18 protein-coding genes are annotated in these 12,640 nt (G+C 74.0%); 6 read left to right on the forward strand and 12 right to left on the reverse strand.

Annotated elements, in window-relative coordinates:
- Positions 1 to 58 precede the first annotated feature (58 nt).
- Positions 59 to 1,516 (forward strand): aldehyde dehydrogenase family protein, encoded by a 1,458-nt coding sequence (locus AB0H71_RS06650; RefSeq protein ID WP_357015583.1) that lies wholly within the window; start codon positions 59 to 61, stop codon positions 1,514 to 1,516.
- Here the strand turns inward: AB0H71_RS06650 and AB0H71_RS06655 are convergent.
- From AB0H71_RS06655 to AB0H71_RS06675, 5 genes are all read right to left on the reverse strand, one after another.
- Positions 1,507 to 2,760, reverse strand: a complete 1,254-nt coding sequence (locus AB0H71_RS06655) for a solute carrier family 23 protein (RefSeq protein ID WP_357016206.1) — start codon at positions 2,758 to 2,760, stop codon at positions 1,507 to 1,509. The genes AB0H71_RS06650 and AB0H71_RS06655 overlap by 10 nt on opposite strands.
- Before the next feature lie 87 nt (positions 2,761 to 2,847).
- Positions 2,848 to 3,039 carry a DUF3072 domain-containing protein gene (locus AB0H71_RS06660; protein ID WP_357015585.1) on the reverse strand — a complete coding sequence of 64 codons (192 nt, stop codon included), beginning with the start codon at positions 3,037 to 3,039 and terminating at the stop codon, positions 2,848 to 2,850.
- A 63-nt stretch (positions 3,040 to 3,102) separates the two neighbouring features.
- Entirely contained in the window at positions 3,103 to 3,435 is a 333-nt protein-coding gene (locus AB0H71_RS06665; RefSeq protein WP_357015588.1) for a YnfA family protein, read from the reverse strand.
- Positions 3,432 to 3,812 carry a fluoride efflux transporter CrcB gene (gene crcB, locus AB0H71_RS06670; protein WP_357015591.1) on the reverse strand — a complete coding sequence of 127 codons (381 nt, stop codon included), beginning with the start codon at positions 3,810 to 3,812 and terminating at the stop codon, positions 3,432 to 3,434. The genes AB0H71_RS06665 and crcB overlap by 4 nt, the downstream gene beginning before the upstream one ends.
- Positions 3,809 to 4,228: a CrcB family protein gene (locus tag AB0H71_RS06675; RefSeq protein ID WP_357015593.1), complete on the reverse strand. Its 420-nt coding sequence runs from the start codon at positions 4,226 to 4,228 to the stop codon at positions 3,809 to 3,811. Before AB0H71_RS06675 ends, crcB begins: the two co-directional genes overlap by 4 nt.
- Before the next feature lie 179 nt (positions 4,229 to 4,407).
- Here AB0H71_RS06675 and AB0H71_RS06680 point away from each other — a divergent pair, with 179 nt between their 5' ends.
- Together AB0H71_RS06680 and AB0H71_RS06685 are read left to right on the forward strand one after the other, a co-directional pair.
- A complete protein-coding gene (locus AB0H71_RS06680; RefSeq protein WP_357015596.1) occupies positions 4,408 to 5,457 on the forward strand; it encodes a helix-turn-helix domain-containing protein in 1,050 nt (349 codons plus the stop codon).
- Between the two features lie 239 nt (positions 5,458 to 5,696).
- Positions 5,697 to 5,891, forward strand: a complete 195-nt coding sequence (locus tag AB0H71_RS06685) for a hypothetical protein (RefSeq protein ID WP_357015599.1) — start codon at positions 5,697 to 5,699, stop codon at positions 5,889 to 5,891.
- Positions 5,892 to 5,900: 9 nt separating this feature from the next.
- Here the strand turns inward: AB0H71_RS06685 and AB0H71_RS06690 are convergent, their stop codons facing one another.
- Together AB0H71_RS06690 and AB0H71_RS06695 are read right to left on the reverse strand one after the other, a co-directional pair.
- Positions 5,901 to 6,548 carry a PhoU domain-containing protein gene (locus AB0H71_RS06690; RefSeq protein ID WP_357015602.1) on the reverse strand — a complete coding sequence of 216 codons (648 nt, stop codon included), beginning with the start codon at positions 6,546 to 6,548 and terminating at the stop codon, positions 5,901 to 5,903.
- Positions 6,549 to 6,568: 20 nt separating this feature from the next.
- Positions 6,569 to 6,931: a VOC family protein gene (locus AB0H71_RS06695; protein ID WP_357015605.1), complete on the reverse strand. Its 363-nt coding sequence runs from the start codon at positions 6,929 to 6,931 to the stop codon at positions 6,569 to 6,571.
- Positions 6,932 to 7,008: 77 nt separating this feature from the next.
- Here AB0H71_RS06695 and AB0H71_RS06700 point away from each other — a divergent pair, with 77 nt between their 5' ends.
- Both AB0H71_RS06700 and AB0H71_RS06705 read left to right on the forward strand, forming a co-directional pair.
- Entirely contained in the window at positions 7,009 to 7,461 is a 453-nt protein-coding gene (locus AB0H71_RS06700; protein WP_357015607.1) for a MarR family transcriptional regulator, read from the forward strand.
- Positions 7,462 to 7,487: 26 nt separating this feature from the next.
- Entirely contained in the window at positions 7,488 to 7,943 is a 456-nt protein-coding gene (locus AB0H71_RS06705) for a hypothetical protein (RefSeq protein ID WP_357015610.1), read from the forward strand.
- Between the two features lies 1 nt (position 7,944).
- Here the strand turns inward: AB0H71_RS06705 and AB0H71_RS06710 are convergent, their stop codons facing one another.
- The 3 genes from AB0H71_RS06710 to AB0H71_RS06720 form a co-directional block, all read right to left on the reverse strand.
- A complete protein-coding gene (locus AB0H71_RS06710) occupies positions 7,945 to 9,240 on the reverse strand; it encodes a glycosyltransferase (RefSeq protein ID WP_357015613.1) in 1,296 nt (431 codons plus the stop codon).
- An 81-nt stretch (positions 9,241 to 9,321) separates the two neighbouring features.
- Positions 9,322 to 9,663: a hypothetical protein gene (locus AB0H71_RS06715; protein WP_357015616.1), complete on the reverse strand. Its 342-nt coding sequence runs from the start codon at positions 9,661 to 9,663 to the stop codon at positions 9,322 to 9,324.
- Complete coding sequence (locus tag AB0H71_RS06720) at positions 9,660 to 9,905, reverse strand: hypothetical protein (protein WP_357015619.1); 246 nt, start codon at positions 9,903 to 9,905, stop codon at positions 9,660 to 9,662. Before AB0H71_RS06720 ends, AB0H71_RS06715 begins: the two co-directional genes overlap by 4 nt.
- A 54-nt stretch (positions 9,906 to 9,959) precedes the next feature.
- On the opposite strand from AB0H71_RS06720, the gene AB0H71_RS06725 reads away from it, so the two are divergent.
- Entirely contained in the window at positions 9,960 to 10,307 is a 348-nt protein-coding gene (locus tag AB0H71_RS06725; protein ID WP_357015622.1) for a hypothetical protein, read from the forward strand.
- Between the two features lie 33 nt (positions 10,308 to 10,340).
- On the opposite strand, the gene AB0H71_RS06730 is transcribed toward AB0H71_RS06725, so the two are convergent.
- Together AB0H71_RS06730 and AB0H71_RS06735 are read right to left on the reverse strand one after the other, a co-directional pair.
- Complete coding sequence (locus AB0H71_RS06730; RefSeq protein ID WP_357015625.1) at positions 10,341 to 11,378, reverse strand: alpha/beta hydrolase family protein; 1,038 nt, start codon at positions 11,376 to 11,378, stop codon at positions 10,341 to 10,343.
- A 141-nt stretch (positions 11,379 to 11,519) separates the two neighbouring features.
- Complete coding sequence (locus AB0H71_RS06735; RefSeq protein ID WP_357015627.1) at positions 11,520 to 12,542, reverse strand: alpha/beta hydrolase family protein; 1,023 nt, start codon at positions 12,540 to 12,542, stop codon at positions 11,520 to 11,522.
- Positions 12,543 to 12,640 lie beyond the last annotated feature (98 nt).

A 12,640-nucleotide genomic window follows, 5' to 3' on the forward strand; every position in this document is an offset into this window, starting at 1 on the left:
GCTAAGCAAGTGCACAGCACTCGAGGACGTCGAGGCTCGGCACCGAAAGGGACTCGCCATGACACTGCAGTCGGTTCTGGACGAAATTCGCGAGCGCCCCGGGTCGGGCGATGTCATTCCGATCATCGATCCCTCGACCGAGGAGCAGATCACCGAGTTCACCGACTGCGGCCCGGAGGCGGTGGACGAGGCGGTGGCGCGGGGCAAGGCCGCGTTCGAGGCGGGGGTGTGGCACGAGCAGCCCGCCCGCGAGCGCGCCAAGGTGCTGTGGAAGATCGCCGACCTGATGGACGCGCACGCGCAGGAGTTCGCCGAGCTGGACTCGCTGAACACCGGCATGCCACTGGCCCAGGCCCAGATGATCCTGCCGACCAGCGCCGAGTTCTTCCGCTACTACGCGGGCTGGTGCACCAAGACCAACGGCAGCGCCTACGAGGTGCAGATGTCCGGCGGCGTCTCCGGCAACTACGCCAACATGCACGCGTACACGCTCAAGGAGCCGCACAGCGTGGTCGGGCTGATCTTCCCGTGGAACGGGCCCATCTTCAATGCCTGTGCCAAGATCGCGCCCGCGCTCGCCGCCGGGTGCAGCAGCGTGGTGAAGCCCGCCGAGGAGACACCGCTCTCGGCGCTGCTGCTGGACCGCATCATCCGCGAGGCGGGCGTGCCGGACGGCGTGGTGAACCTGCTCACCGGCTACGGCCACACCGCCGGCGCCGCGCTCACCGCGCACCCGGACGTGGAGAAGATCGCCTTCACCGGCTCCACCGAGGTGGGCAAGAAGATCGTGGAGGCGTCCACGGGCAACCTCAAGAAGGTCATGCTCGAGCTCGGCGGCAAGTCGCCGGTGCTGATCTTCGACGACGCCGATCTGGACATGGCGATCTTCATGGCCGCCATGGGCATCTTCGTGCACTCCGGCCAGGGCTGCGTCTGCGGCTCCCGGATCTTCGTGCAGCGCGGGGTCTACGACCGGGTGGTGGAGGGGCTCGCGACCGTCGCGAACAACTTCAAGCTCGGCAGCCCCAAGGAGGAGGGCTGCATGAGCGGGCCGCTGATCAGCGCCAAGCAGCTGAAGCGGGTCATGGGCTACATCGACGAGGGCAAGTCGGACGGTGTGGAGGTGGTCACCGGCGGGTACCGGCTGGACCGCCCCGGCTACTTCGTGCACCCGACCGTGCTGGCCGGCGTCGATCCGGCCACCAGCCGGCTCTACCAGGAGGAGATCTTCGGCCCGGTGGTCACGGTGCTGCCCTTCGACACCGAGGAGGAGGCCGCCGCGCTGGCCAACGACACCAGCTACGGCCTGGCCGCCACCGCCTGGACCACCAACCTGAGCCGCGGCCACCGCATCGCCAAGAAGCTGCAGGCGGGCACGGTCACGCTGAACAGCCAGCTGAACTTCGACCACAATGTGCCCTTCGGCGGGTACAAGCAGTCCGGCTGGGGCCACGAGTTCGGCCGCGAGGGCATCGAGGCCTACCTCAAGACGAAGTCGGTCTGGGCTCAGCTCTGACCGTCGGGCACGACGGTGCCGCGCAGGCCGCCGAGCACCCGCATGACGTGGTAGACGGCCAGCGCGGCGAGCGCGCCGAGCGCGATGCCGCCGAAGTTCAGGTCGCCGATCCGCCAGGTGAAGTCGGCGATCCCGAGCACCAGCGGAATGGCGGCGGTGAACTGGTTGATCGGCTTGGCGAAGTCCACCCGGTTGCTCACCCAGATGTGCACGCCGAGGACGCCGACCAGGCCGTAGAGCGCGGTGGTGACCCCGCCGAGCACCCCGGCCGGGATCGCGGCGATCACCGCGCCCACCTTGGGTGAGAGGCTGAGCACGATCGCGGCGGCGCCCGCGACCCAGTAGGCGGCGGTCGAGTAGACCTTGGTCGCCGCCATCACGCCGATGTTCTCGGCGTAGGTGGTGGTCGCGGAGCCGCCGCCGCTGCCGGCGAGCACGGTGGCGATGCCGTCGGCGGCGAGCGCGCGGCCCATCCGCCGGTCGTAGTCGATGCCGGTCATGGTGGTGATCGACTTGACGTGGCCGATGTTCTCCACGACCAGCACCAGCACCACCGGCAGGAACATCGGCAGCACCGCGAGCTGGAAGCTCGGCGCGTGGAACTCCGGCAGCCCCACCCAGGCGGCGTCCGCGACGGCGGCGGTGTCGACCTCGCCGCGCACGAGCGCGAAGAGGTAGCCGAGCACCACGCTGACCACGATCGCCAGCCTGCCGAGCAGCCCGCGGAACAGCACGAGGCAGAGGATCAGCAGCACCAGCACCACCGTCGCGGTGACGGCGTCCTGCTCGTAGTTGGCCTTGGCGGTGGGCGCCAGGTTCAGCCCGATGAGCGCCACGATGGTGCCGGTGACCACCGGCGGCATGAGCGCCTCCAGCCAGCCGGTCCCGGCGACCTGCACCACCACCCCGATCACCACGAGCAGCGCGCCGACCACCACGATCCCGCCGAGCGCCGCCCCCATCCCGTCCGAGGCGGTGGCCGCGAGCACCGGCGCGATGATGGCGAAGCTGGAGCCCAGGTAGCTGGGCAGCCGATTCCGGGTGATCAGCAGGAACAGCAGCGTGCCGAGCCCGGAGAACAGCAGCGTGGTCGAGGGCGGGAAGCCGGTGAGCACCGGCACCAGGAAGGTGGCGCCGAACATCGCCACCACGTGCTGCAACCCGATGCCGACGGTGCGCGGCCAGGTGAGCCGCTCGCCGGGGCCGATCACGCCGCCGGTCTCCACCCGGGTCCACCGGAACATCGGGCCGGGGCGCGGTTCGGGCGTCGTCATGGGAGCAGTCTGCGGCATCGCCTCCCGTTGCGCCGGGTCACCCGCGCGCTCGGCGGGTCAGGCGCCGCGGCCGGTGCGCTGCTGCAGTTCGTCGATGAGCTGCGAGGCCTGCGCCTTGGTCAGCCCGTCCGGGACCTCCTCCCCGGCCTCCTGGGCGAGGGTGTGCACATACGATTCCTGCGGGCCGGTCATCGGCTCGTCCCCGGTGGTCCACTCCTCGGGGTCCTTCTCCGGCGTCGGCTGCACCATGGCGGGCTCCTCCCACTCGTCAGAACGTGTGTTCGATTCCGGCGTTACCCCGAACGTTGCCGATCAATCGCGGGGGGCGTACATGAGCACCGCCACCCCGGCGAGGCAGAGCAGCGCGCCGGTGACGTCCCAGCGGTCCGGGCGGAAGCCGTCCAGCGCCATCGCCCACACCAGCGAGCCCGCCACGAAGACCCCGCCGTAGGCGGCCAGGATGCGGCCGAACTCGGCGTCCGGCTGCAGCGTGGCGACGAAGCCGTAGAGCCCGAGCGCGAGCACCCCCGCCCCGATCCAGATCCAGCCGCGGTGCTCGCGCACCCCCTGCCAGACCAGCCAGGCCCCGCCGATCTCGGCCAGCGCGGCCACGGCGAAGAGCAGGATCGAGCGCAGCACGGTCATACCGCGCGACCCCAGTGCGCGGTCACGGCGAGACCTGCGGTGGCGGCGAGCAGGGTGACGGCGAGGCCGCCGAGGGCGTAGCCGAAGGCCGCGCGGTAGCGCTGCTCCTGGATGAGCCGGACGGTCTCGAAGCTCGCGGTGCTGAAGGTGGTGTAGCCGCCGCAGAAGCCGACGCCGAGCACCAGCTGGAGCTGCGGGGTGGCGTGCCGATACAGCACCAGGCCGGTGAGGAGGCCGAGCAGCAGCGAGCCGGTGACATTGACGACGAGCGTGGCCACCGGGAACTGCGGCGTCCAGCGGCGTTTGATCGCGGCGTCGACGGTGTAGCGGGCCATGGCCCCGGCGCTGCCCGCCAGCGCGACCCAGAGCGCGGTCACGGCGCGGTCCGGCGGTGCAGCAGCGCGCCGAGCGCGATCCCGGCGGTGGTGGCGACCCCGCCGGCCAGCACGGTCCCGAGCGCGTAGGCGGCGGCGATCCCCGGATGGCCGGCGCGGAGCAGCAGGTCGGTGTCGACGGCGAGCGCGCTGTAGGTGGTGAAGGCGCCGAGGAACCCGGTGCCGATGGTGAGCCGCACGCGCTGCCGCCACCCGGTGTCCGGCCCCATGCGCACCAGCGCCTCCAGCAGCAGCCCGAGCAGGAACGCGCCGGTGACATTGACCACGAAGGTGGCGCCGGGCCAGCCGCCCGCCCGGTGCGGGAACCAGACCCCGAGCCGGTGGCGCAGCGCGGCACCCGCGAGCCCGCCCGCGCCGACCAGCAGCAGCGAGCGCAGCGGGACGAGCGGCGGCGACATGCGGGCCCGGCTCCTTCCGCCCGGTTGGGAAAGCAGTGCGGCGAGCCTAACCGACCGCCGCCCCGAAGATCATCCGCGCCGCCACGCCCCCTAGGCAGAATGAAGAATGTTCAGTAACTTATTACGCGTCGAGCGGAGCCGGACCGGCTCTGCTGAGGACCGATCGGGCAGCTACGGACATGACCGCACTTCGAATCGCCGGTAACAGCACGCTCGCGCGCACCTGCGCCGAGTGCGCCAGCGCGCTGCTCGACGGCCACGACGAGCCGGGCGCCGTCGCGCGGCTGGAGCTGCTCGCGGTGCACGGCGCCCGCGACGAGCTGCCGCTCGACACCATCCAGCACGCCATCCACGAATCGGTCACCGCCGCCTTCGATCTCGCGGCGGACCGGGGCGAACCGGAGCTGGCGGGGCGGCTGCGCCGGGTGGTCGAGGTGCTCGACCTCATGATCACCACCGTCGCCACCGGCTACCTGCGCGAGCTCCGCATCCTGATCGACGAGCGGCGGCACGCCGTGCGCGCCCTGACCTCGGCGCTGCTCGCGGGCAATCTGGACGCCGTTCCGGCGGCCGCGCACGGCATCCGGATCGCCCCGCGCTACCTGGTGCTCGCGATCGCCGCCGACCTCGACGGCGACGGTGAGCCCGGGCAGCGGCTGCGCCGGGTGCGGACGGTGCTCACCGCCCGCTGCGGCGAGGACGTGCTCGCGCTGCTCGACGACACCGGCGGCATCGTGCTGCTCCCGGCGGATCGGCACGGCAGCGGCGAGCTGCGCGCCCTGGTCGCGGAGCTGGCCGAGGCCGCCGGGGTGACGCTGCTCGCGACGGTGGAATCGGCGCCGGTGCCGCGCATCCCGGCCGCCGCGCAGCGGGTGCGGCAGCTGCTCGGCACGCTCACCGCGCTGCGCTACCCGAGCGGGCTCTACCTCTTCGAGGACATGGCGCTGGAGTACCAGCTGACGCTGCCCGGCCCGGCCCGCGACCGCCTGGCCGCCGTGCTGCGCCCGCTCGAGGAGCAGCCGGACCTGCTGACCACGCTGCGCGCGCACATGCGCAACGAGCTGCGCCGCCGCCGCACCGCCCGCGAGCTGCGCATCCACCCCAACACCCTGGATATGCGGATCAAACGGATCACCCGGCTCACCGGCTACGACCTGACCACCGTCGACGGCGCCTGGACGCTGCGCTCGGCGCTCATCGCGCACGCGCATCACGCCGTCGCGGGGTAGCGCGTCCGGCGCCGGTTCCCGCTGTCGTCCGTGTCCACCGGTGTCTCCCTCTCGTCCGTCGGCACCCCGAGGTAACCGCCCCACGTGGGCATTCACCGGTAGCCGGGCGGAAGGGGGCGCGGACGGGGTAGCGTCAGGTCGATCGGCGAAGCCGTTCCCGGTCCCCGGGGCGGCGCCCGCCGTTTCCGGCTTCGGGTGACGGCACCCGGGTTCCCGCCGGGACGAATCGAGGAGCAGCATTGCCCGCGCCCCACACCACCGCGACCGCCCACGACGAAGCCAGGACCTTCGCGCACGTGCGCGCCGCCGAGAAGGCGGCCGACGAGCAGCGGGCCGCGCTCGCGGCCAAGACGGTGGCCGAGTACTCCCGCGATGCCGCCGAGTGCAGCGCGCTGCTGGACATGCTCGGGCTCGATGTGGCCGATCTGCGCTGAGCCCGCGGCCTACTCCGGCAGCACCGCGCCGGTGGTCATGAAGACGGTGCGGCGGCCGACCTCGACGGTGTGGTCGGCGAAGCGCTCGTAGTAGCGGCCGAGCAGCGCCAGATCCACCGCGGTCGGCGCCCCGTCGTAGAACTCGGGGCCGAGCACGGCGTTGAGCAGGTCGCGGTGCAGCCCATCCATGACGTCGTCCTCGGCGTCCAGCCCGGCCGCGCCCTCGGCGTCACCGGTGGCGAGCACCCGGGCGGCGTCGCCCGCCATCTGCACCGCGGCCGCACCCATCCGGGCCACGATGTCGCGCAGCGAATCCGGGATCACCGGGTCGGGGTGGCGGCGGCGCACCAGCTCGGCGAGGTGCGCGCAGAGCCCGCCCATCCGGGCGAGGTTGCCGGAGAGCTGCAGCGCGGTCACCACCCGGCGCAGCTCCGAGGCGACCGGCGCCTGCAGCGCCAGCAGCATGACCGCGGACTCCTCGCACTCCTCGCCCATGCCCGCCACCCGGGCACAGAGGTCGATCGCCCGCTCGGCCTGCTCGATATCGGCGTTCAGCAGGGCGTCGGTCGCCATGGCGATGGCGTCCCTGTCCCGCAGGCACATCTGCTCGAGCAGCACGGCGAGCTGTTCGAGGTCCTCGTGGAAGCGGGTTCGCATCACCCCATACAACCATCCGGTCAGCCGTCGTGGGCCGTGAGGAGGTAACCCTCCGGTCCGGTGAAGGTGAAGGTGCGGCCGAAGGGGCTGTCCCGCGGCGGGCCGGCGATCGGAATCCCGGCCCCCGCGAGCCGTTCGTGCAGCGCGTCGGCGTCGTCGGTGCCGAACCAGAGCGCGACGCCGAGCCCGGCGCGGCCGGCGTCCAGATCGGTGCCGGGCAGCGGCGCGCGGACCGCGAACGGGATCGGCGCGGTGCTGAAGACCACGGCGCCGGGCGGGCCCGCGGGGGCCCGGGTGAGGCCGAGGTGCCGCTCGAAGAACTCGGCGGCGGCGTCGACGTCGCGCACCTGAAGGGCGAGGAAATCGGGGCCGGTCACAGTCATGTCGTACTCCGTTCTATGTCAGGACTTTGACATTACCGACGGTAGGCGCGGGCGTCCGGGTATGTCAAACTACTGACATGCCCGAGCAGAAGGCGGCCCCGCCGCACCCCGCCGCCGACGTCACCGAACACGTGGGCTACCGGCTCAAACGCGCCGCCGCGGCGCTGCGCGCGGCCATGGACCGGGCGCTGCGCGAGCACGACCTCACCACCCCGCAGTACTCCTGCCTGGAGCTACTCGACGAGCAGCCGGGCATCTCGGGGGCCGCGCTGGCCCGCGGCACCTTCGTCACCCGCCAGTCCTCGGCGGTGGTGCTGCGCGGGCTGCAGGAGGCCGGGCTGATCACCCGCCCGGCCGCCGCCGACCACGGGCGCTCGCTGCCGATCCACCTCACCGCGGCCGGGCAGCGGCGGCTGCACGCCGCGCGCACCGCCGTCTACGCGGTGGAGGCGCGCATGATCGCCACCGTCCCGGCCGGGCGGCTGCGCGCCCTGCTCACCGATCTCGACCGGATGACGGCCGCGCTCTGACCCGAGGAGAATGATATTCTCCTCCAATGCGAGGACCGATCGAGACCGCGGCGCTCGCCCGCGCCGATCAGGAGTGCGCGCAGGCCGAGGCGAGCCTGAACTCCTGCCTGGCCGCGGTGGCGGCCGCCATGCCGCGCACCGACCGGGTCACCCGGTTCATGCAGCTCACCGAGCGGTTCGCCACCGCGCCGGAGACCGAATCGCTGGCCGTCTTCGCCGCCGCCGCGCTCACCCGGCTCAGCGACGGCGCGCCGCACCCGGCCGCCACCGCCGGCGACGAGCGCTCCCGGTCGGCCGCGACCCTGCTCGCGCAGACCGAACGCAACCTCGCCGACCTCTGCGCGGCCACCGCCGCCACTCCCCTGGACCGCACCCTGCTCTACGTGAACCTGGTGCGGACCTTCGTGCGCGACACCGCCATCGGCCCGCGCGCGGCGCTGCCGACGCTCACCGCCGCCGCGGTCCTCCGGCTCTCGGCCTGATTCAGCCGATCGGCAGCCGCTCGCCGCGGCGCAGCGCGTCGACCACCTCCACCAGCTCGTCGACGCCGCGCGCGGCCGCGATCTCCCCCGCCAGCCGGGCGGCGGCGCTCCGGTAGCGCGGCTCGCCGAGTACCGACCGGACCGCGCGCCGCAGCGCGGCGGGGGCGGGCCGCCCGGTGCGCAGGTCGATGCCGGTGCCGGACCAGGCGACCCGGGCGGCGACCTCCGGCTTGTCCTCGGTCGCGCCCGCCACCACCAGCGGGACGCCGTGCGCGAGCGCGTACTGCACGCCGCCGTAACCACCGTTGGTGACGAAGACGGCGAGCCGGGGGAAGAGCAGATCGTACGGAAGGTACTGCGCGGCGCGGACATTGCCGGGCAGCGCGCCCAGCTCGGCGATCGGCCGCCCGCCGGTGGTGACGACGACCAGCGCGTCCTCGTCCGCCAGCGCGTCGATGGTGGGGCGGATCAGCTCCGTGGGGTCGGTGTTGGCGATGGTGCCCTGGGTGACCAGCACGACCGGGCGGCCGGTGCCGAGCTCGTCCCACCACGGCGGCAGCTCACCACCCGCGGAGGCCGGAATGATCGGGCCCGCGAAGCGGATCGGCACCCCGGCGTCCGGGCGCGGGTACTCGAAGCCGGGCGCCGAGAGCTGCACCACGGCGTCGAGGGTGCCCTGCAGGTCGAAGAGGAAGGCGCCGGCCGGGCGGCCGTGCACCGCGCGGAACAGGGCGTCCAGCTCGGCCTGCACCGGCGCGAACAGCACCCGGCGGACGAGGGCGTGCAGCACGGCGTTGCGCGGCCGGTTCAGCGGGCCGCGCAGCGGCGCCCTGGCCAGCCCGAACGGCGCGACCGCCGGGGAGGAGAGGGTCAGCGGCACCACCCCCGCGGAGACGACCGGCGGCCGTTGCTCGCGATCGTGCCCGGCCAGCAGCGCGGCGCCGATGAAGGTCGGGTCGGCGATCACCACGTCCGGCGGGGTCGAGCTCGCCACCGCGTGGACGTGCAGTGCGTCGTACTGGGCGCGGGCGGGCCGCAGGAAGGTGCCGGTGATGTCCGCACGCAGCCCGGCGATGCCACCGGGGCCGGGCTTGCGCTCGGCCAGCAGCCGGTCGTCGTAGTCGGCGTCGGCGGGCAGCGGGAGGAACTCGGCGCCGGTCGCGGTGACCGCGCCAGCGAAGCGGCGACCGGCCAGGAAGGTCACCCGGTCGCCGCGCCCGGCGAGGTCGGCGGCGATCGCGAGCAGCGGCGTCACGTGGCCGTGGATGGGGACGCTGGCGAGCAGGTAGTGCGGCATGGGCTTCTCCTCCGGAGCGGGCGGCAGTCGGAGGAATATGGCCCGCGCCCCCCGCGCGTTTCACCGCGCGGGGGGTGCTGGTCAGGCGGGGTGCAGCGCCACGTCGCCGACGACGACCCGGCCGCCGTCGCCGAGCACCCGGATCGTGACCTCGGCACCGGGCGCGGTGAAGCCGAGCGCGTGCGTGCCGGTGGCGAAGACCTCGGTCGCGAGGATCTCGCCGTCGCCGTGCACCGAGACCGTGGCCGCGGCGGCCGGCTCCTCGGTGCCGATGTCGAAGGTCAGGGTGTAGGTGGCGCCGGGCCGGACGGCGGCGGTCCGGGCGATCCGGCCGCCGGGGCCGAGCCGGAGCACGCCGTCGTCGAGCACGCCCTGTTCGCCGGGCATGCCCTCGATCTCCCAGTCGTTCCCGATGGTGCTCATGCGCCGCGCAACCGCACTTCCTCGGTGAGCGCCGCGGCGGCGTCGGCGAGCGCGGTGTGGTCCGGGTCGGCGCCGAGCCGGGCGTGCAGGTCGGCGCGGTCGACGACGAGCAGCCCGTCCTGGGAGTCGTCGGTCCAGCCGGTCACCTGGGTGACCCGGCCGCCGGTCAGGACGAGCGCGGCGGACTCGTCGGCGGTGAGCAGGGCGCGCAGCTGGTCGGGGGTCACCTCGTCGGCAGTCATGTGGCCCGGATGCCCGGGCCGGTGCGGCGGAAACCCGGCTCGTAGGGTGGCCGCATGATCGTCGTCGATGCCGCGAACGTGGTCGGGGCACGGGCCGACGGCTGGTGGCGGGACCGGGCGGGCGCCGCGCGCAGGCTGCTCGCCGAACTCGCCGCCGCCGCGCTGCCGGAGGAGGTGGTGGTCGTGCTCGAGGGCGCCGCGAGGGCCGCGCTCGACGGCACCGAGTACGCCGGGGTGCGGCTGGTGGCCGCGCCCGGCTCCGGCGACGACACCATCGTCGAGGTGGCCGCGGCGGGCACCGATGTCACCGTGGTGACGGCCGATCGGGAGCTGCGGCGGCGGGTCGAGGCGGTGGGGGCGCGGACGGCGGGGCCGCGGGCACTGCTCGACCGGCTCGGCTGACCGGTAGCGGGAGCGCGGGCACGCGCGTCGCCGTCAGCGGGCGAGCGCGTCCCGGAAGAGCGGCCAGGAGTTGTGCAGATCCGCCTCCCAGTAGGCCCAGGAGTGGGTGCCCGCGGGGCGGAAGTCGAAGGTCGCGGGGATCTCCAGCTCCGCCAGGCGATCCCGGAGCTGGTGCGTGCACTCGACGGTGACCGCCTCCAGCATGCCGCCCACCGTGATCCGGTCCAGCAGCTCGGCGGGGGTGTCGCGGGCCGGGTCGACGGTGTCGAGCGGGCCGGGCAGGCCGGTGCCGGTGGTGATGTAGAGCAGGGTGCCGCGCAGCGCGTCGGCGTGCAGGTAGGCGTCGTTGGCGGTCCAGGCCGGGTCGGTGAAGGGGCCCCACATGTTCGCCGGGTCGCCGCCCCAGCGCCCGACCACCGCGGCCACCGCCGCCTGCCCGCGCGGGTCCGAGATCCGCACGCAGCCGCTGTAGGAGCCCACCGCCCGGTACAGCCCCGGCCGCGCCACCGCGAGCTGCAGCGCCGAGGTGGCGGCCATGGAGATCCCGGCGACGGCGTTCGCGCCGGTGCCGTGGAAGGCGGCGTCCACGAGGGGCGGCAGCTCGCGGGTGAGGAAGGTGGTCCAGCGCTGCCTGCCGAGCAGCGGGTCGTCGGCGCGCCAGTCGGCGTAGTAGCTGCCCGCGCCGCCGTTCGGGATCACCACCGTGACCTGCTCGCCGGCCAGGAAGTCGAGGACGTCGGTCTGTTCGAGCCAGCTGCTGCCCAGGTCGCCGCCGCTGGAGCCGTTCAGCAGGTAGAGCACCGGCGCGGGCGCGGCGGGATCACGCGCCGGGAGCACGGTGAGCGCGATCTCCGCGCGCATGGCCGCCGAGTACACGCTGACCGCCAGCGCCCGGCTCGCCGTCCGATTCGTCGCCACCAGCCGCGACCCGGCCTCGACGACGCCGGGGCCGTCCGGCGCGGGCGCGAATGCGGGCGCGGCGGAGACCGGCGGGGCCAGCGCGGCGGCGATCAGCAACGGAAGGGCGAACCCGCCGGAGAGCCGCGCTCTCCGCGCACCGGGACCGGCCACGAGGCACCTCCCGTGCAGCACCGAACAGTTGTGGGGGCGAACGCTAGAGCGTCTGCTCCGGGTCCGGCAAGCCGGTGCGCGCGGGTTTGGGACGGGCGCCGAAACACCGGCGCTCGCACTGGTAACCGTCACAACGGCGGCTCAGCGGTTCAGCGCCGCGCGGAACAGCGGCCACGAGTTGTGCAGGTCCTGCTCCCAGTACTTCCAGGAGTGCGTGCCGGTGGGGCGGAAGTCGAAGGTGGCGGGGATGTCCAGCTGGCGCAGGCGATCCTGGAGCTGGCGCGTGCAGCGCGCGGTGATGGCCTCCAGCGCGCCGCCGAGGGTGATCTGGTCCGCGAGCTTGCCCGGGTTGCCGTCGAGCTCCTCGACGGTGTCGAAGCGGCCGGGGGCGCCGCTGCCCGCGCTGACGTAGAGCGCGACCCCGCGCAGCTTCTCGGCCTGCAGGTAGGCGTCGTTGGCGGCCCAGGCGGGGTCGGTGAAGGGCCCCCACATATTGGCCGGATTGCCCCGCCAGCGCGCGACGACGGCGGCGACCATGGCCTGGCCCACCGGGTCGGAGGTGCGGGCGCAGCCGCTGTAGGAGCCGATGGCCCGGTACCGGCCCGGCGCGGCGACGGCGAGCTGGAAGACCGAGGCGGCCGCCATGGAGATGCCGGCGACGGCGTCGGCGCCGGTGCCGTCGAACTCCGCGTCGACGATCGCGGGCAGCTCGGCGGTGAGGAACGTGGTCCAGCGCTGCCTGCCGAGCGCGGGGTCGTCGACCCGCCAGTCGGTGAAGTAGCTGCCCTCGCCGCCGTCCGGCACCACCACCGTCACCTGCTCGCCGGCGAAGAAGCCGGCCAGGTCGGTGCGGTCGGTCCAGCTGCTGCCGTCGATGCCGCCCGCGGCGCCGTTGAGCAGGTAGAGCACCGGGGCGGGGGCGTCGGGGTCGCGGGCCGGGTAGACGGTGAGCCCCATGTCCGCGCGCATGGCGGCGGAGTACACCGTGACCCGCTGGGCCCGGCCGAGCCCGGGAGCGACGCTCAGCAGCCGGGTCGCGGCCTCGGCGGCCGCGGGCGGCGGCGCCGCGGGCTCGGCCGGAGCGGGGGCGGCGAGCGCGGCGGTGGCCAGCAGCGGCAGCGCGAGACAGCCGGTGCGCAGCAGGGCGCGGCCACGATCGAGCACGGGACACCTCCGGGCCGGGAAACAGCGGGGACACCGTGACGGTAGGGCCGATTCGCTGCGCGCGACAGCGGTTTTCGCGGTTCTTGGGATGCGCGGCA

Source organism: Nocardia sp. NPDC050697 (genome assembly GCF_040654395.1).
GTDB lineage: Bacteria > Actinomycetota > Actinomycetes > Mycobacteriales > Mycobacteriaceae > Nocardia.